Origin of the sequence: Streptomyces sp. NBC_00539 (assembly GCF_036346105.1) — a bacterium.
Taxonomy (GTDB): Bacteria; Actinomycetota; Actinomycetes; order Streptomycetales; family Streptomycetaceae; genus Streptomyces.
This window is the reverse complement of record NZ_CP107811.1, coordinates 4,130,962-4,147,933: the sequence shown is the minus strand read 5'-3', so window position 1 is coordinate 4,147,933 and position 16,972 is coordinate 4,130,962. Positions and strand designations below refer to the sequence as shown.

Below are 16,972 nucleotides of genomic sequence, written 5' to 3'. Positions count from 1 at the left end.
GTGGCCCCGGGAACCTCAGGTCCCGGCGGTCGGCGGCCACACCGGCGGCGCGGCCCGCTCGAGGAGGCCGGTACGGGCGGCCAGCGCGGCCGCCTCCAGCCGCGAGCCCACGCCCAGCTTCATCAGGACCCGCTGGACGTGCGTACGGGCGGTGCTCGGCGCGATGGCCATGCCGGCCGCGATGAGCCGGGTGTCCTCGCCCTCCGCGACCCGGACCAGTACCTCCACCTCGCGCGGCGTGAGCAGCCGCAGCAGCCGGCTGCCCTCGTCGTCGGGCTGGGCGGCGGGGTTGAGCAGCTCCGCGAAGGCGCTCTGCAGCAGCTGCGGGGAGATGGCCACCTCCCCCGCCCGCGCCTTGGCCAGCGCCCGTTCCACGCCCTCGATGCGCTCGTCGTGGCGTACGTACCCGCAGGCGCCCGCGGCGAAGGCCGCGGCGATCCCGCGCGGGTTCGGCACGGGGCCGAGGACCACGACGGCGATCTGCGGGCGCTCGCGCCTGATGCGGACGACGGGTTCGAAGACGGCCGGCTCCGCGGGGGTGGCGGTACCGAAGAGGCAGACCTCGGGAGCGCGGCTGATGACCAGCTCGGCCGCTCCGGCGGCCGGCGCGGCGGCCGCGAGGACCCGGTGGCCGCGCAGTTTGAGGGCCGAGGCGAGCGCCTCGGCCAGCAGGCGGTGCTCGTCGACCACCATGACCCGTACGCCCATCAGGGCACCCTCCCCGTTCCTCCTGACCCGGCAAGCTACACGCTTGTTCGACGGGGCGTGCCGGTTACCGCGCGAAAGCCCCCGGAAGCGTGGGGTCGTCCGGGGGCTCGTACGCGCGTGGGGTCCGGGGTCAGTTGGCGATGAAGGACACGAACAGGTGCTCGGGGTCACCTGCGCTGCCGTACGGCTTGCGGACCATCGTGCGGGCGATGAACAGGTGCCCGTTGTGGTAGCGGAACTCCGCGTGGTCGACCACGAACTGCGTCTCGGCGCTGTGGACGGCCTTGTCGGACGGGTTCTGCATCAGGACGGTCTGCTTCATCGTCTTGCCGTCGATGCTGACGATCTGGCCGCCTCCGTCGTACGGGGGCTCCTTGTAGGCGATGATGTTCGACCCGTCCATGCGCAGCGGGTACATCGTGTACCGCTCACCGGCGTCGGCACGGTCCGTGGTGCCCTTGCCGGTCTCCAGGTCGAAGGAGACCAGCTCGTTGGTACGGCCGATGGAGCCCGCCGCGCCCTGGTGCTCGTAGGTGGGGAGGTAGACCTTGCCGTTGCCGACGACCATGCCCGTGCACTGCTCGACCTCGGTCGCGGGGCAGTCGGGCCCGTAGTTGCCGCTGGAGAGGCCGATGCGGGACTTGAGCTGGCCGGCGTCGTCGATGACGAAGAGGTCGCTGACGTTGGTGGCGTTCTTGGCGGTGTTGCCGACGTTGGCGGCGACGATGAGCGGCTTGGTGGAGATGATGCCCGCCCACTCGATGCCGGGGGCCAGCTTGTACGAGGCCTTCGGCGCGCCCGTGGCGGGGTCGAGGGCCTGCGCGTACAGGGTCACGTTGGGGTCGCGGCCGCACTTGCGCAGCACGGCGAGGGCTTCGCCGCCCGCGTAGCCGAGGTCGTAGCAGCCCTCCGCGTCGGGCTTGGGCGTCCACAGCGACGCGCCGTCGGCGAGGTTCCAGGCGGCGCCGCCGCCCAGGCCGCCCGCGGCGACGGTCTGGCCGCTGACGGTGACCTCGGTGAAGGGGACGGGCTTGTCACCGTTGGTCTGGGACTTGGCGGTGCCGGACCAGACGAGCTTGCCGGCGTCGAGGTCGATGACGCCGACCTGGGTGCACCGGGGGTACTTGTTGCTCTCGCTGGCCATGCCCTCCTGGAAGAGGATGGCGGTCTTGTTGCCGCTGACGTGCTTGGTCGCGCCGCAGATCTGGGCGGGGAGCGGGATCTCCCACTTCTTGCCGCCGTCGACGAGGTTGTAGCCGACGACCTTGGCCACGTCGGACTTGACGTAGGTGGTGTCGGTGAGCCAGGAGCCGTCGACGGAGACGACGTCGTCGGGCGCCGGGCTGGGCACGTTGACCAGGGTCCGCGACTTGGTGTTGGCCGGGACCTTCTCCGTGCCGCCCGAGGGCGCCGGGCCCTTGTTGTTCCCCGTGTTGCCGCTGGGGGATCCGTTGGCGGTGGGCTGGGCACCGCCGCCGCCGTCCTGGCCGGAGACGTACCAGAAGCCGCCGCTGATGATGAGGACGATGGCCAGCAGCGCGGCCCCGACGATCATCAGCTGGGTGCGCTTGTCGCCGCCGCCCGCTCCGCCCTGGCCGACGGCCTGGTGCGGCGCCGTGGGGAAGCCGGCGGCCTGCTGCTGGGGGTAGCCGTAGCCGGCCGACGCCTGCGGGGGGTAGCCGTACGAGGGCTGCCCGGGCGGGGCGGCCGCGGGCTGCTGCGGGACCGTCGGCGGCACGGGCGGCACCGGCGGGGGCGTGCCGTAGCCGCCCGGCGGCGGCTGGTTCGGCGGCGGGGGCGGGGTACTGGGCGTGCTCATGGGGGGATCTACTGCCTCTCGGTGGGCGGCTCGGTGGACTCGTTCACTTGCCGAAGGCCATCAGGAGCTTCTCGTCCTTGCCGTCGGCCTGCAGACGGGTGACGGACAGGAAGAACCGGCCGTCCACGTAGTCGAGCTCCGGGGAGTAGAACGCGCTCTCGACCTTCGAGGCGGCTCCCGACGGGTTGTGCAGCAGCACGGTGGGGTTGCCGCCGGCGGCCGGGACGGCGACGATCTCGCCGCCCTTGTCGGAGGACAGGCTCTTGCGGTAGGCGATCAGCCGTCCCTTCTCGGCCCCGAGCGGGGCGAGGAGGGTGTTGTCCCCGGAGGGGGTGCGCCACTTCGCCTTGCCGGTGCCCAGGTCGAAGGCGACGATCTCGTTGGACTTGCCGCCCGTCGCGGACGCGGTCACCAGGTACAGCGTGTCGTCGGCGACTGCGGAGGTTCCGCAGCCCTGCCGGCCTTCGTCGCCCCCGGGGCAGATGGCGAACGAGCCTTCGGCGGACATGCTGGCGCGCTTGTGCCCGTCGGGGCCCAAGGAGAGGACGGCCCGTTCCTTGGTGCCGCGGTTGCCGACGTCGATGACGAGCGGGTCCACGGAATAGACGCTGTTGACGGTGAATCCCTTGGGCAGGCGGTAGGTCCAGCTCTTCTTGCCGGTGGCCGGGTCGGCGCCCTGGACTTCGACGGTGCGGTCGGCGTCCTCGCAGGTGGCGATGCCGATCATCTTGGCGCCGCCGCCGATGTAGGCGTGCGGCTTGCAGCCTTCGGGGACGTTGCCGGTGAAGAGCTTGTCACCGGTGCTGATCTTGTAGGCGGTGCTGGAGATGAGGCGGTTGACGGTGACGGTGTCGCCGACGATGCTCGGGAAGGCGCTGATGGCGGTGTCGAAGAGGTTCTGCTGCTCGACGGTCTTCGTCCAGCCCTCCTTGCCCGATTTGAGGTCGATCAGCTTCAGCTGGTTGCAGTCGGCGGTGTTGCTGTCGTCCTGCTTGAGCAGGACGACGGTCTTGCCGTCGCCCGTGGTCTGGTGGGTGCTCCCGCAGATGTCGGAGGAGAGGTCGAGCTTCCACTTCTGCTTGCCGTCGGTGACCTGGTAGCCGACGAGGGACTTGCCCACCGTCTTGACGACAACGTCGCCGACGACCCACTGGCCCTGGGCGGGAATGCCGGCGCCGGGTCCGTCGATCTTCGCGCTCTTGTACCAGAGGACCTTGTCCTCGCCGGGCTTGCGCCCGGCGTTGAAGTCCTCCTGGTCGCCGCTGCCGTTGCCGCTTCCGTCGCCGGTGTCGACGGACGGCGAGCCGGAGGGCTTGTCGTCGGCGGACGTACTGCCCTGCGCGACGGGCGGCTTGGGGGCGCCGCCGCCGTCCCGGCCGAAGGCGAAGTACGCGCCGGTGCCCAGGACGAGGGTGGCGGCCACGACGGCGGCGATGGTGACGACCAGTTTCCGGTTGCCCGGGCCGCCGGGCGCGCCGGGCCGGCCCTGGGGCATGCCGGGGGGCGGCGGGTAGCCGTAACCGGGCTGCGGGAACTGCTGCTGCGAGGGGTGCGGGACGTGCTGCTGCGGGGCCGTCGCGGGCTGCTGGGCGTACGGGTTCGCGGCCGGCGGGGGAACGTACCCGGGCTGCGGCGGGCCGGGCAGGTGGCCGTAACCGGAAGGCGGTGGCGGCTGGTTCGGCGGCGGCTGGGGCGGCTCGGTCATCAGCGCATACCTTCGGCGTGGGACGGTCGTGACGGGAGGATGACCTTTCTATCACTGACGCCGAACATACATCGGGCCGGTCCGTGCCCTGTTCCCAAGGGAGGACCGGCCCGTGACGTGGCCGTTATCCGGTCGGCCGGGCGACCGGGGGTGGCCGGATCAGGCCTCTTCGGCGAGCTCCAGCCAGCGCATCTCCAACTCGTCCCGTTCTGCGATGAGTTCACGCAGCTCCGCGTCGAGTTTGGCGACCTTGTCGTAGTCGGTGGAGTTCTCGGCGATCTGCGCGTGCAGGTTCGACTCGCGGTCCGACATCTTGTTGAGCTGCCGCTCGATCTTCTGGAGTTCCTTCTTGGCGGCGCGCGCGTCGCCCGAGGACGACGACTTGACGGCCGCGGGCGCGGGCGCCGGGGCGGCGGCCTCGATCATCGCCCGGCGGCGTTCCAGGTACTCGTCCAGGCCGCGCGGGAGCATGCGCAGGGACGCGTCGCCGAGGAGCGCCATCACGGTGTCGGTGGTGCGCTCGATGAAGAACCGGTCGTGGGAGATGACGATCATCGAGCCGGGCCAGCCGTCGAGGAGGTCCTCCAGCTGGGTCAGGGTCTCGATGTCGAGGTCGTTGGTCGGCTCGTCGAGGAACAGGACGTTGGGCTCGTCCATCAGCAGGCGCAGGATCTGCAGCCGTCGCCGCTCGCCGCCGGAGAGGTCGCCGACCGGCGTCCACTGCTTCTCCTTGGTGAACCCGAACTGCTCGCACAGCTGACCGGCGGTCATCTCGCGGCCCTTGCCGAGGTCGACGCGGTCGCGGACGCGCTGGACGGCCTCCAGGACGCGCAGCGAGGGGTCGAGTTCGCCGACCTCCTGGGAGAGGTAAGCCAGCCGGACGGTCTTGCCGACGGTGACGCTGCCGCCCGCGGGCTGCTCCTCGCCCTGGGTGCGGGCGGCCGCGGCGAGGGCGCGCAGCAGGGAGGTCTTGCCGGCGCCGTTGACGCCGACGAGGCCGACGCGGTCGCCGGGGCCGAGGTGCCAGGTGAGGTGCTTGAGCAGGATCTTCGGCCCGGCCTGGACGGTGACGTCTTCCAGGTCGAAGACGGTCTTGCCGAGGCGGGCGTTGGCGAAGCGCATCAGCTCGGACGTGTCGCGCGGCGGCGGCACGTCGGCGATGAGCTCGTTGGCGGCCTCGATGCGGTAACGCGGCTTGGAGGTGCGGGCCGGGGCGCCGCGGCGCAGCCAGGCGAGCTCCTTGCGCATGAGGTTCTGCCGCTTGGACTCCTCGGTGGCGGCGATCCGTTCGCGTTCGGCGCGGGCGAAGACGTAGTCGCTGTAGCCGCCCTCGTACTCGTGGACGGCTCCGCGCTGGACGTCCCACATGCGGGTGCAGACCTGGTCGAGGAACCAGCGGTCGTGGGTGACGCAGACGAGCGCGGAGCGGCGTTCCTGGAGGTGCTTGGCCAGCCAGGAGATGCCTTCGACGTCGAGGTGGTTCGTGGGCTCGTCGAGGACGAGGAGGTCCTGCTCGGCGATGAGGAGCTTGGCGAGGGCGATGCGCCGGCGCTCGCCGCCGGAGAGCGGGCCGATGACGGTGTCGAGGCCCTGGCCGAAGCCGGGCAGGTCCAGGCCGCCGAAGAGACCGGTCAGCACGTCGCGGATCTTGGCGTCGCCGGCCCACTCGTGGTCGGCCATGTCGCCGATGATCTCGTGGCGGACGGTGGCCTGCGGGTCGAGGGAGTCGTGCTGGGTGAGGACGCCCATGCGCAGGCCGCCGGACTGGGTGACGCGGCCGGTGTCGGGTTCCTCCAGCTTGGCGAGCATCCGGATGAGGGTGGTCTTGCCGTCGCCGTTGCGGCCGACGACACCGATGCGGTCTCCCTCGGACACGCCGAGGGAGATGCCGTCGAGCAGGGTACGGGTGCCGTACACCTTGCTGACTGCCTCGACATTGACCAGATTGACGGCCATCAGACGCGCTCCAGGTGCGGGGTCCCCCCGGCCGGTGTCCGGGAGAGGGTGTGGATCAGCCCCTCAGCCTAACCCTCCCGGACGGCGCGCAGACGACGGTGGCTCCCGGGGCGGGGCCGTCGGCGACACGGGTGGTGCGGCAGGTCCCGGAGGCTTCGAGGGCGGCGGCCACCGTGGCCGCGGACCGTGCGTCGCGGACCAGGAACGCGGTGGTGGGGCCGGATCCGGAGACCAGTGCGGCCAGGGCTCCGGCGCGGGTGCCCGCCGCGAGGGTGTCGGCGAGCTGCGGCCGCAGCGACAGGGCGGCGGGCTGGAGGTCGTTGGCCAGGGTCGCGGCGAGCGCGTCGGGGTCGCCCGAGGCGAGGGCGTCCAGCAGGGCCCGGGAGGCCTGCGGGGCCGGGACGTCCTGCCCGGCGGTGAGCCGGTCGAACTCGCGGAACACGGCCGGGGTCGACAGTCCGCCGTCGGCGACCGCGAACACCCAGTGGAAGGTTTCGGCGGGGACGGGGGTGAGGACCTCCCCGCGGCCCGTGCCGAGCGCCGCGCCGCCGACCAGGCTGAACGGCACGTCGCTGCCCAGCTCGGCGCAGATGTCCAGCAGCTCCGCGCGCGGGGTGTCCAGGCCCCACAGTTCGTCGCAGGCCAGCAGGGCCGCGGCGCCGTCCGCGCTGCCTCCGGCCATGCCGCCGGCCACGGGGATGTTCTTCGCGATGTGGAGGTGCACGGACGGGGCGAGGCCGTTGCGGGCGGCGAGGGCCTCGGCGGCGCGGGCGGCGAGGTTGCTGCGGTCCAGGGGCACCTGGCCGGCGTCGGGGCCTTCGCAGGTCACCGTCAGCGCGTCGGCGGGGGCCGCGGTGACCTCGTCGTACAGGGACACGGCGAGGAAGACGTTCGCCAGGTCGTGGAAGCCGTCGGGCCGGGCGGCGCCGACCGCGAGGCGGACGTTGACCTTCGCGGGGACCCGTACGGTCACGCCGCCGCTCACAGGGCGGGCCTCTCGGCGGCCGGCTTGTGCTCGGCGATCGCGGCGAACTCCTCCACCGTCAGGGACTCCCCGCGGGCCTGCGGGGAGACGCCCGCGGCGACCAGCGCGGCCTCGGCGCCCGCGGCGGAGCCGGCCCAGCCGGCGAGGGCGGCGCGCAGGGTCTTGCGCCGCTGCGCGAAGGCGGCGTCGACGACCGCGAAGACCTCCGCCTTGGAGGCGGTGGTCTTGATCGGCTCGGTCCGGCGGACCAGCGAGACCAGACCGGAGTCGACGTTGGGGGCGGGCCAGAACACCTTGCGTCCGATGGACCCGGCCCGCTTGACGTGCGCGTACCAGTTGGCCTTGACGGAGGGCACCCCGTACACCTTGTTGCCCGGCTCGGCGGCGAGCCGGTCGGCGACCTCCGCCTGCACCATCACCAGCGTCCGCTCGATGCTGGGGAAGCGGTCGAGCATGGTCAGCAGGACGGGCACCGCCACGTTGTACGGCAGGTTCGCGACGAGCGCCGTCGGCGCGGGGCCCGGCAGCTCGGTGACGAGCATCGCGTCGGAGTGCACGAGCGCGAAGCGGTCCTTGCGCCCGGGCATCCGCGCCTCGATGGTGGCGGGCAGCGCCGCGGCGAGGACGTCGTCGATCTCGACGGCGGTGACCCGGTCCGCGGCCTCCAGCAGCGCGAGCGTGAGGGAGCCCAGACCCGGTCCGACCTCCACGACCACGTCGTCCGGCCGCACCTCGGCGGTGCGGACGATCCGGCGGACCGTGTTGGCGTCGATGACGAAGTTCTGGCCCTTCTGCTTCGTCGGCCGGACGCCGAGGACGGCGGCCAGTTCCCGGATGTCGGCCGGTCCGAGGAGGGCGTCGGAAGGTGTCTCGTGGGGCTGCTGCTCTGCGGTGCTCACCGGTAAAGCCTACGGCCGCAGTGGGGCCAGGGAGTCGCCCCCCGCTGCACGTAGAGCTTCTTGGCCCGGTACGTCTGCTCCGCGCCCGAGGCGTCCTGGGGCCGGCCGCTGCCGCCGAGGCTCTGCCAGGTGGTCACGTCGAACTGGTACAGCCCGCCGTAGGTGCCCGACGCGTCGGTGGCGGAGGGCCGGCCGCCCGACTCGCACTGGGCCAGCGCGTCCCAGTCGAGGTCGTCGGCGCCCGCCACGGAGGCCGGCAGCGGCTTCGTGCCGACCTTGACGAGCTGGGTGACGGGCTCGCGGATCACCTCGTCGGAGAGCCGGCGGGGTTTCTCCTGTACGCCGTTGACGGTGCGCAGGCTGTAGGTGACCCGGCGGGTCCCGGGCCGGCCGGCGCGTTCCACCAGCTCGGTGCCGGCGAACAGGCTGTCGTCCTCGGCCCGCTCCGTCTCGAACGGGATGCGTTCCTCGCGGACCTCGCGGGTGCCGGTGATGCGCAGCACGGTGACGGTCTGCCCGTCGCGAGGGAAGGACTCCGGGGCGACGGAGGTGGTGTCCTGGCCGCGCAGGGTGATGCCGGCCTGGCCGAGGGCCTCTTGGACGGTGGCGGCGTTGGTGCGGATGGTGGTCTCGTGGCCGTCGGCCATGAAGGTGACGCCGCGTTCGGTGCGGACGGTGAGGGCGAGTCCGGCGCGCGGTACGGCGGCGGCGGGGGCGGCGGAGAGGTAGGCGCCTTCGGCGCGGATGCCGAGCTGGCGCAGGGCGCCTTCGACGGTGCGGGAGGTGGTCCACACCTGGCGGGACGTTCCGTCAAGGGTGAGGTGGAGGGGGCGCCCGTAGCGGACGACGACCTCCTCGCCGTCCTCGAGGGCGGTGTCCCGGCCGGGGGCGACGAGGTCGTGGGAGCCGACGCCGAGGTGTTCGGCGGCGAGCAGTTCGTCGACGCCGTCCGCGAAGGTGTGGAGGGTGCGGGGGACGCCGTCGACGGTGAGGCGGACCGTCTTGTCGGCCGCGACGAAGGCGGTGGTGCCGCCCGCGAGGAAGGCGACGACCAGGGCCTGGGGGACGATGCGGCGCCAGTGGTCGGGGCCGGGCGCAGCGGCTGCGACGGCGGTCGCGGGAGGGGGAGCGGCTGCGGGGGCCGCGCGGCGTCTGCCGGTGCCGGCCGGTGCCGGGGCGGGCGGCGGGTTCTCGCTCCGGCGACGGCGCCCGGGGCCGGTTTCGGCGGGGGGCCAGACGGTGGCGGGGCCGCCGCCTTCCGGGCGGCGGCGCCGACCGGGGCCCGGGGGCTCCTCCGCCGGGGTGCGGTACGGGTCCTCGTGGGGGGCGGCGGTGCGCCCGCGGCCGTTGCGGCGCCGCGCGGGGCGGGGGGCCGGGACGGCGGGGTCCGCCTCCGGCGGCGCGGGGTGACCGGGCTCGCCGCGGGGGGCGAGGAGGTCGCGGAGCGGGCTGTCGTAGGGGGCTTCGTACGGGCCGTCGAGCGGGGCTCGGCGGTGGTCCGCGTACGGGCCGCCGGCCCCGGCGTCGGCCCGGCCGTCGCCGCGGCCCCGGCCACCGCCCTGGTCACCGTACGGGCCGTCGCGGTGGCCGCCGTAGGGCTCCTCGCCACGGATGCCGTACTGACCGGCGTAGGGGCCGTCGCCATGGCTGCCGTACCGGTCGGCGTAGGGGCCGTCGTACGGGCCTTCGCCGTGGCCCGCGTGCCCTGCGGTCGCGGGCCAGGGCGCCGGGGAGGTCCAGATCGGGGCCGGGGCGTCCGCGGCCGGTGGCCGGGCCGCCGGCTCCGCCGCGTCGAAGCCCGCGGCCCATCCGTCCCGGGCTCCGGCCGGCCGGGGCACGGCCGTCTGCGCGGCCCGGCCGCCACTGCCCTGTGTCTCGCTCACGACGTCGCTCCACGTGTCCGGCCCCGCTGGTTCGGGCACGGCACCCTAGCGGCAACGGCCGTCACTCATCAAAGCCGCGCGGATACCCAGCGTGTCGGAGCCGACGGTCCCTCAGTAGCCGAAGGCGCGGGCGGTGTTGGCGGCCAGGGCGGTGGACATCGCGTCCTCGTCCAGGCCGCGGACCGCCGCCATCGCCCGCACCGTCAGCGGAATGAGGTAGGGCGCGTTCGGCCGCCCGCGGTACGGCGCGGGGGTGAGGTACGGGGCGTCCGTCTCCACGAGCACCAGCTCCAGCGGGGCGACCGCGAGCGCCTCGCGCAGCGGCGCGGCGTTCTTGAAGGTGACGGTCCCGGCGAAGGACATGTAGTACCCGGCCGCGGCGCACTCGCGGGCCATGGCGGCGTCACCGGAGTAGCAGTGGAAGACGGTCCGCTCGGGAGCGCCCTCCTCGCGCAGGATGCGCAGGACGTCGGCGTGGGCGTCGCGGTCGTGGATGACCAGGGCCTTGCCCTGGCGTTTGGCGATCTCGATGTGCGCGCGGAAGGAACGCTCCTGCGCGGCCGTGCCCTCGGGGCCGGTGCGGAAGTAGTCCAGTCCCGTCTCGCCGACCGCCTTGACCTGCGGGAGCGCGGCCAGGGCCTCGATCTCGGCCAGCGCCTCGTCCAGCGCCCCCTCGCCGCCGCCGCTGCGCGCGCCCTGCCTCGACCAGCCGTCGGGATCGCCGTGGACGATGCGGGGCGCTTCGTTCGGGTGAAGGGCGACGGCGGCGTGGACGTTCTCGTACGCGGCGGCGGTCTCGGCGGCCCAGCGCGAGCCCTTCACGTCGCAGCCGACCTGGACGACGGTGGTCACGCCCACGGAGGCGGCCTTGGCCAGGCCTTCTTCGACGGTTCCGGACTGCATGTCCAGGTGGGTGTGCGAGTCGGCGACCGCCACCCGCAGCGGTTCGGGCAGCGGGGGCGGCGTGTCGTCAGGGGAACGGCTCATGAGGCCGATCTTATGACCGGTCGGGCGGGCGGTCCCGCCCGCTCACCCGCCGCCCCTCGGCTGCTCGACCCGCCGCCCCTCGGCTCCTCACCGGCCGCTCACCCGCTGCTCACCCCCGGAAGAGGCCCCGCAGCCGGGCCAGCGGTCCGCGCCGTACGGAGGGGGACCCGGCGGGCACCGGGCCGGGGCCCTCGTGCGTGAGCGGCGCCTTGCGCGGCTTGGGCGGGCGGGGGGCGTCCTGCGTGGCCGGGACCGGTCCGGCGATGCCGGGGTGGATGGCCTGGTGGTAGAGCTGGTCGAGCATGCCGAGGACCGACTTGACCTGTCCCTCGCGCATGATGCGGACGATGTGGCCGCCGCAGTTCATGCAGGTCGGGTTGGACAGGGGCGACGGAACCCGCTCGCTGCCCGCCGTGTACACGATGAAGGGCTGGCCCTTGCCGTCCACGTGGTGTTCGATCTCGTACCCCTGCTCCCAGCCGTACCCGCACTTCATGCAGGCGAACGAGTAGGCCTCGTGCACGGTGTGCACGGACGGCCTGGGCGGGGCGGTGGGTACGGCGGTGGCGGCGGTCGGTGCGGGTGCCGGGGTCTCAGCGATCTCACTCATGCCAGCTCCTCTTGTTCCACTGGTGCATTGCCAGTGGACGCCTCTTCGGGCAGGAGCGCATCAGGCCCTGTCCAGTGTTGGACGGACTTTGGGCCACTCATGCCCAAAAGGGCCGGTGCGCGGTCTGAGCTTTGCTTTTCAGGTTATCTCTTTACCGACCTACGCCTCGTTCCGTGCCGCATTCTTTGCCGCCACCACCGCGTCGAAGACGTCGCGCTTGGGTACGCCGGCCTCGGCGGCGACCGAGGCGATGGCCTCCTTGCGCCGCTCCCCCGCCTCCTCCCGCACCCGCACCCTGCGCACCAGTTCCTCGTCGTCGACGTCGCCCGGTGCGGCGGCCGGTGCGCCCTCGACCACGATCGTGATCTCGCCGCGCACGCCTTCCGCGGCCCAGGCCGCCAGCTCGGCGAGGGCGCCGCGCTTGACCTCTTCGTACGTCTTGGTCAGCTCGCGGCACACCGCGGCCCGCCGGCCCTCTCCGAACACCTGCGCCATCGCGGCCAGGGTGTCGTCCAGCCGGTGCGGGGCCTCGAAGTAGACCAGCGTGCGCCGCTCGCCCTCGACCTCGCGGAGACGGCCGAGGCGCTCGCCCGCCTTGCGCGGGAGGAACCCCTCGAAGCAGAACCGGTCCACGGGCAGCCCCGACAGCGCGAGCGCGGTCAGTACGGCGGAGGGGCCGGGGACGGCGGTGACCTTGATGTCCTTGGTCACGGCCGCGGCGACGAGGCGGTAGCCGGGGTCGGAGACCGAGGGCATCCCGGCGTCGGTGACCAGCAGGACCCGCTTGCCGGATTCCAGGGCCTCGACCAGCTCGGGGGTGCGGGCGGACTCGTTGCCCTCGAAGTACGACAGCACGCGCCCGGTCGTGTGCACGCCGAGCCCCTGGGTGAGCCGGCGCAGCCGCCGGGTGTCCTCGGCCGCGATCACGTCGGCCCGCTCCAGCTCGGCCCCCAAGCGCGGCGGGGCGTCGGCGAGGTCGCCGATCGGGGTCCCGGCGAGCACGAGCACGCCGGTGGTGGAGGGGGTCACGGCGGCGCGGGGCTGGTCAGTCGTCACCGGTCCATCCTCTCAGCCGCCCCACGGGACTCGCGCAGGCACTGGGGTTCCCACAGCCGCGTTCCCTACGATGATCCGGTGACCAGTACCGCGACGCCGCCGCCCAGCCCCGCGGGGGCCCCGCCCGTCCCGCCGGGCGGCCGCGGCCCCGAACCCGAGCCGCCCGTCTGGCTCCGCCGCCTGCGCGGCTTCGGCTACGCCCCGCGCGCGCGGGGCGCGGACGTCCGCACCCGCCTCGTGCCTGCGTACGCGCGGCCCTCCGAGCAGCTGTGGACGGCGCTCGGCGTGCCCGTCGCGGCGCGCGAGCGCTGGCAGCGCGTCATGGCGTGGGTGGGTCCGCTGCTCGTGACGCTGGTGGCGGGAGTGCTGCGGTTCACGCACCTGGGCAGCCCGAAGGCGGTGATATTCGACGAGACGTACTACGCGAAGGACGCGTGGGCCACGATCCGGCAGGGCTACGAGGCGAGTTGGCCCAAGGACGTCGACAAGTCGATCCTCGCCGACCCGGGCGGGGTCGCGCTGCCGCTGGAGCCGGGCTACGTCGTCCACCCGCCGGTCGGGAAGTGGGTGATCGGCCTCGGCGAGTGGATGTTCGGTTTCGATCCGTTCGGCTGGCGGTTCATGACCGCGGTGCTGGGCACCCTGTCGGTCCTGATGCTGTGCCGGATCGGCCGGCGGCTGTTCCGCTCGACGTTCCTGGGCTGCCTGGCCGGTGCGCTGCTGGCGGTGGACGGGCTGCACCTGGTGATGAGCCGGACCGCGCTGCTCGACCTGGTCCTGATGTTCTTCGTGCTGGCCGCTTTCGGGGCGCTGGTCATCGACCGCGACCGGACGCGGGCGCGGCTGGCGGCGGCGCTGCCGGTGGACGGCGACGGCCGCGCCCGGCCGGACGCGGTCGTCGCGCAGACGCTGCGGCTGGGGTGGCGCCCGTACCGGCTCCTGGCAGGCGTCTGCCTGGGCCTGGCGTTCGGCACGAAGTGGAACGGCCTGGTGGTCCTGGCCTTCTTCGGCCTGCTGACGGTGCTGTGGGACGCGGCCGCGCGCCGCACGGCGGGCGCGGGCGCCCCGTACGCGGCGATGCTGCGCCGGGACGCGCTGCCGGGGTTCCTGTCGACGGTGCCGGTGGCGATCGCCGTCTACCTGGCGTCCTGGACGGGCTGGCTGATGAGCGCGGACGACGGCAAGGGCGGCTACTTCCGCGACTGGGCCGCCAAGCACGACCAGGGCAGTTCGCTGTCGTGGCTGCCGGAGTGGCTGCGCAGCCTGTGGCACTACGAGACCGAGGTGTACAAGTTCCACGTGGGCCTGACCTCGGGTCACACGTACGAGTCGAACCCGTGGAGCTGGCTGGTGCTGGGCCGGCCCGTCTCCTACTTCTACGAGTCCCCCGCGCCCGGCACGGACGGCTGCCCGGCGACCGAGACGGCCAAGTGCGCCCGCGAGGTGCTGGCCATGGGGACCCCGCTGCTGTGGTGGGCGGGCTGCTTCGCGCTGCTGTACGTGCTGTGGCGGTGGTTCTTCCGCCGCGACTGGCGGGCGGGCGCGATCGCGTGCGCACTGGCCGCGGGTCTGCTGCCGTGGTTCAACTACCAGGAGCGGACGATCTTCTTCTTCTACGCGGTGGTCTTCGTCCCGTACCTGTGCCTGGCGGTGACGATGATGATCGGCGCCCTCCTCGGCCCGGCGGGCTCCTCGGAGCGCCGCCGCGCCCTGGGCGCGATCGGCGCGGGTGTCCTGGTCCTGCTGATCATCTGGAACTTCATCTATTTCTGGCCGATCTACACGGGCGAGAGCATCCCGATGGACTCCTGGCGCGGCCGCATGTGGCTGGACACCTGGGTCTGAAGAGCCGGGGGACCTGGGTGAAGCGACTTCGGACGGGGTCCGGCGCCGTCAGGGGGCCGGACCTCGTCCGTGGGGGCGGGAATCGGCCAGGACGTTCCGGTCCGGTAACAAGGCGTGTCCGGGGGTTTCGCAGCGCGTAAGGTCCGCACCAAGGGTTCTTGAACATGTTCAGGGACTGGGGCCCGGGGAGGGGACGCAAGTGAACGGGGCGGCGAAGGGTGCCATCGTCGGCGGGGTGTTCCTCGCGATGGTCGGCGGGGCCGGGTACGGGGTGTACGCGCTGGTCGGGGAGGACGCCGGCGGGGCGACGGGAATGAGGGCCTCCACCAAGGAGACCGGGCCGCCGAGCCAGAAGGAGACCGAGAAGACCGCGAAGGACTTCCTCGCCGCCTGGGCCTCGGGGGACTCCCGGGCGGCCGCCGACCTGACGAACAACGCGCTGGAGGCGCAGACCGCGGTCGCGGACTTCGCGGCCAAGGCGTACGTGTCGAAGGCCGTGATCACCCCCGGCACGCCGAACGGCACCACCGTGCCGTTCAAGGTCGAGGCGGAGGTCACGTACGAGGGCACGACCAAGCCCCTCGCCTACGACTCCCAGCTGACCGTCGTACGCGGCGTCTCCACCGGGAAGGCGCTGGTCGACTGGCAGCCCTCGGTCGTCCACCCGCAGCTCCAGAAGGGTGAACGGCTGCGCGTCGGTGCGCCCGCGGGCGCACCGGTCAAGGCCGTGGACCACAGGGGCGAGGAGCTGACGGCGGAGAAGTACCCCTCGCTGGGCCCGGTCCTCGCCGAGCTGACGCGGACGTACGGCGCGAAGGCGGGCGGCAAACCCGGTGCGGCGCTGTTCATCGAGCCGGCCGTCGCCGGCACGCCGCAGCGGACGCTGCTGACCTTGGCGGAGGGCGAGCCCGCCACGCTCACGACCTACCTGGACGCGCGGGTGCAGGCGGCGGCGGAGAAGGCCGTCGCCCGGTACCCGGAGTCGTCGGTGGTCGCCGTCCAGCCCAGCACGGGGCACGTCCTGGCCGTGGCGAACAACCGCAAGGACGGCTTCAACGCGGCCATGCAGGGCGCCCGCGCCCCCGGCTCGACGATGAAGATCGTGACGGCGGCGATGCTGCTCGACCGGGGCAAGGCGGCCGCCGACAAACCGGCGGAGTGCGTCAAGGAGGCGGCCTGGGGCGGCCGTACGTTCCACAACCTGAACGACTTCGAGCTGCCCGGCGCGAGTTTCGCGACGAGCTTCGCCAAGTCCTGCAACACCGCCTTCATCAAGCAGATCGACGACGTCAAGGACGACGCGGCGCTGGCGAAGGAGGCGAAGGAGGTCTTCGGCATAGGCCTGGACTGGAAGACGGGCGTCAAGTCGGTCGACGGCAAGGTCCCCGTCACCTCGGGCGCGGAGGCGGCGGCCGAGTACATCGGGCAGGGCGACATCACCATGAACCCGCTGAACGTCGCCTCCCTCACGGCCACGGCGCGCAGCGGGCAGTTCCACCAGCCGCTGCTGGTCCCGGCGGAGCTGGACGGGCGGCCGGTCGCGGCGGCGGCGCGGGGGATGAAGCCGTCGGTGCGGCAGCAACTGGTGTCGATGATGCGGCTGACCGCGTCGAGCGGGACGGCGGCGGGCGTGATGTCCTCGGTCGGCGGCGACAAGGGCGCCAAGACCGGCTCCGCGGAGGTGGACGGGGTCAGCCCGGACAGCTGGTTCACCGGGTTCAGCGACGACGTGGCGGCGGCCGCCATGGTCGAAGCGGGCGGCCACGGCGCGGACGCGGCGGGCCCCATCGTCGCAGCGGTGCTCCGGGCCTCTTGATCTTCACGCGCCGCTCGCGCCGATCGGCCCTGGCGGGCCACGTGACTCTTCACGCGCCGCTCGCGCCGATCGGCCCTGGCGGGCCTCCCGGGCTTCGCGCCGCTGCGCCGGACTCCGTCCGGCGGACGCCGGGCGGACTCCGGCGGGGCGGCGCCACCGCCGCCCTTCGGCCGTGCGCGGCCGGTCGCCAGGCCCGACCGCTGGGGGCGCCGCCCCGGTCGTCGTACCCGCCTCGGGGCCCGGAGCGGGCCTGGGTCACGGGTGGAGGTCCAGGACCAGGACGGGTTGCGCCGCGTGCCGGGTAGGGGCAGCCGCCGGGTCTCTGCCCGTGCCACGGCGAGAGCGGCTCGCCTGACCGGGCCCAGCACCGTGACGCCCCCCACCTGCCCGACTCGGACCACCCGGGAGCCGGCGAGCGGGCCCGCGTCTCCGTCAGCCAGCTCGCCTGGAACCGGCCCGCCCGCAGCGCGGCCAGGTGCCCGGCAGTACCGGGGCGCGCCCGGTCGGCTCGGGCAAGGGCGCGCGACGGCGCGCCGGCTCAGCCCAGCCGGCCCAGGCGGCCCAGGTGCCCGGCAGCCTGCTCAGGCCATTCAGGCCGTCCAGCCCGGTCGGCTCGCTCCGCCCCCTCAGCCCGCCCGGCCCGGCCGGCCCCTTCGGCCCGCCCCGTAGGCGTCAGGGTCGTCCCGGCCGAACGTGCGAGGCA

12 protein-coding genes are annotated in these 16,972 nt (G+C 73.5%); 2 read left to right on the top strand and 10 right to left on the bottom strand.

Going from position 1 to position 16,972, the window contains the following annotated elements; all coding sequences use genetic code 11:
• Window positions 1–15 precede the first annotated feature (15 nt).
• The 10 genes from OG861_RS18705 to rsmI all read right to left on the bottom strand — a co-directional run bounded on the left by OG861_RS18705 (window position 16) and on the right by rsmI (window position 12,608).
• On the bottom strand, window positions 16–708 hold the full coding sequence (locus OG861_RS18705; protein WP_329195882.1) for a response regulator transcription factor: 693 nt from the start codon (window positions 706–708) through the stop codon (window positions 16–18).
• Between the two features lie 130 nt (window positions 709–838).
• On the bottom strand, window positions 839–2,527 hold the full coding sequence (locus OG861_RS18700) for an outer membrane protein assembly factor BamB family protein (RefSeq protein ID WP_330261819.1): 1,689 nt from the start codon (window positions 2,525–2,527) through the stop codon (window positions 839–841).
• Between the two features lie 43 nt (window positions 2,528–2,570).
• A complete protein-coding gene (locus OG861_RS18695; protein ID WP_329195885.1) occupies window positions 2,571–4,232 on the bottom strand; it encodes an outer membrane protein assembly factor BamB family protein in 1,662 nt (553 codons plus the stop codon).
• Between the two features lie 159 nt (window positions 4,233–4,391).
• The gene (locus OG861_RS18690) at window positions 4,392–6,188 is read right to left on the bottom strand and encodes an ABC-F family ATP-binding cassette domain-containing protein (protein ID WP_329195887.1); all 1,797 of its coding nucleotides are present in this window, start codon (window positions 6,186–6,188) and stop codon (window positions 4,392–4,394) included.
• Window positions 6,189–6,243: 55 nt separating this feature from the next.
• Complete coding sequence (locus tag OG861_RS18685; RefSeq protein WP_329195889.1) at window positions 6,244–7,173, bottom strand: 4-(cytidine 5'-diphospho)-2-C-methyl-D-erythritol kinase; 930 nt, start codon at window positions 7,171–7,173, stop codon at window positions 6,244–6,246.
• A complete protein-coding gene (gene rsmA, locus OG861_RS18680) occupies window positions 7,170–8,072 on the bottom strand; it encodes a 16S rRNA (adenine(1518)-N(6)/adenine(1519)-N(6))-dimethyltransferase RsmA (RefSeq protein WP_329195891.1) in 903 nt (300 codons plus the stop codon). The genes OG861_RS18685 and rsmA overlap by 4 nt, the downstream gene beginning before the upstream one ends.
• The gene (locus tag OG861_RS18675; protein ID WP_329202255.1) at window positions 8,069–9,685 is read right to left on the bottom strand and encodes a ubiquitin-like domain-containing protein; all 1,617 of its coding nucleotides are present in this window, start codon (window positions 9,683–9,685) and stop codon (window positions 8,069–8,071) included. The genes rsmA and OG861_RS18675 overlap by 4 nt, the downstream gene beginning before the upstream one ends.
• Before the next feature lie 381 nt (window positions 9,686–10,066).
• Window positions 10,067–10,942, bottom strand: coding sequence for a TatD family hydrolase (locus tag OG861_RS18670; protein ID WP_329195893.1), 876 nt, complete (start codon window positions 10,940–10,942; stop codon window positions 10,067–10,069).
• A 109-nt stretch (window positions 10,943–11,051) separates the two neighbouring features.
• Window positions 11,052–11,552: a hypothetical protein gene (locus tag OG861_RS18665; RefSeq protein WP_329195894.1), complete on the bottom strand. Its 501-nt coding sequence runs from the start codon at window positions 11,550–11,552 to the stop codon at window positions 11,052–11,054.
• Between the two features lie 159 nt (window positions 11,553–11,711).
• Window positions 11,712–12,608 carry a 16S rRNA (cytidine(1402)-2'-O)-methyltransferase gene (gene rsmI, locus OG861_RS18660; RefSeq protein ID WP_329195896.1) on the bottom strand — a complete coding sequence of 299 codons (897 nt, stop codon included), beginning with the start codon at window positions 12,606–12,608 and terminating at the stop codon, window positions 11,712–11,714.
• 78 nt (window positions 12,609–12,686) lie between these two features.
• Here rsmI and OG861_RS18655 point away from each other — a divergent pair, with 78 nt between their 5' ends.
• Window positions 12,687–14,453 (top strand): dolichyl-phosphate-mannose--protein mannosyltransferase, encoded by a 1,767-nt coding sequence (locus OG861_RS18655; RefSeq protein WP_443056531.1) that lies wholly within the window; start codon window positions 12,687–12,689, stop codon window positions 14,451–14,453.
• Window positions 14,454–14,652: 199 nt separating this feature from the next.
• Window positions 14,653–16,269, top strand: coding sequence for a penicillin-binding transpeptidase domain-containing protein (locus tag OG861_RS18650; protein WP_329195898.1), 1,617 nt, complete (start codon window positions 14,653–14,655; stop codon window positions 16,267–16,269).
• Window positions 16,270–16,972: the final 703 nt, after the last annotated feature.

Coding starts and splice junctions, on each gene's coding strand:
- OG861_RS18705 (WP_329195882.1), bottom strand. CDS start 708: ATGGGCGTACGGGTCATGGTGGTCGACGAGCACCGCCTGCTGGCCGAG.
- OG861_RS18700 (WP_330261819.1), bottom strand. CDS start 2,527: ATGAGCACGCCCAGTACCCCGCCCCCGCCGCCGAACCAGCCGCCGCCG.
- OG861_RS18695 (WP_329195885.1), bottom strand. CDS start 4,232: ATGACCGAGCCGCCCCAGCCGCCGCCGAACCAGCCGCCACCGCCTTCC.
- OG861_RS18690 (WP_329195887.1), bottom strand. CDS start 6,188: ATGGCCGTCAATCTGGTCAATGTCGAGGCAGTCAGCAAGGTGTACGGC.
- OG861_RS18670 (WP_329195893.1), bottom strand. CDS start 10,942: ATGAGCCGTTCCCCTGACGACACGCCGCCCCCGCTGCCCGAACCGCTG.
- OG861_RS18665 (WP_329195894.1), bottom strand. CDS start 11,552: ATGAGTGAGATCGCTGAGACCCCGGCACCCGCACCGACCGCCGCCACC.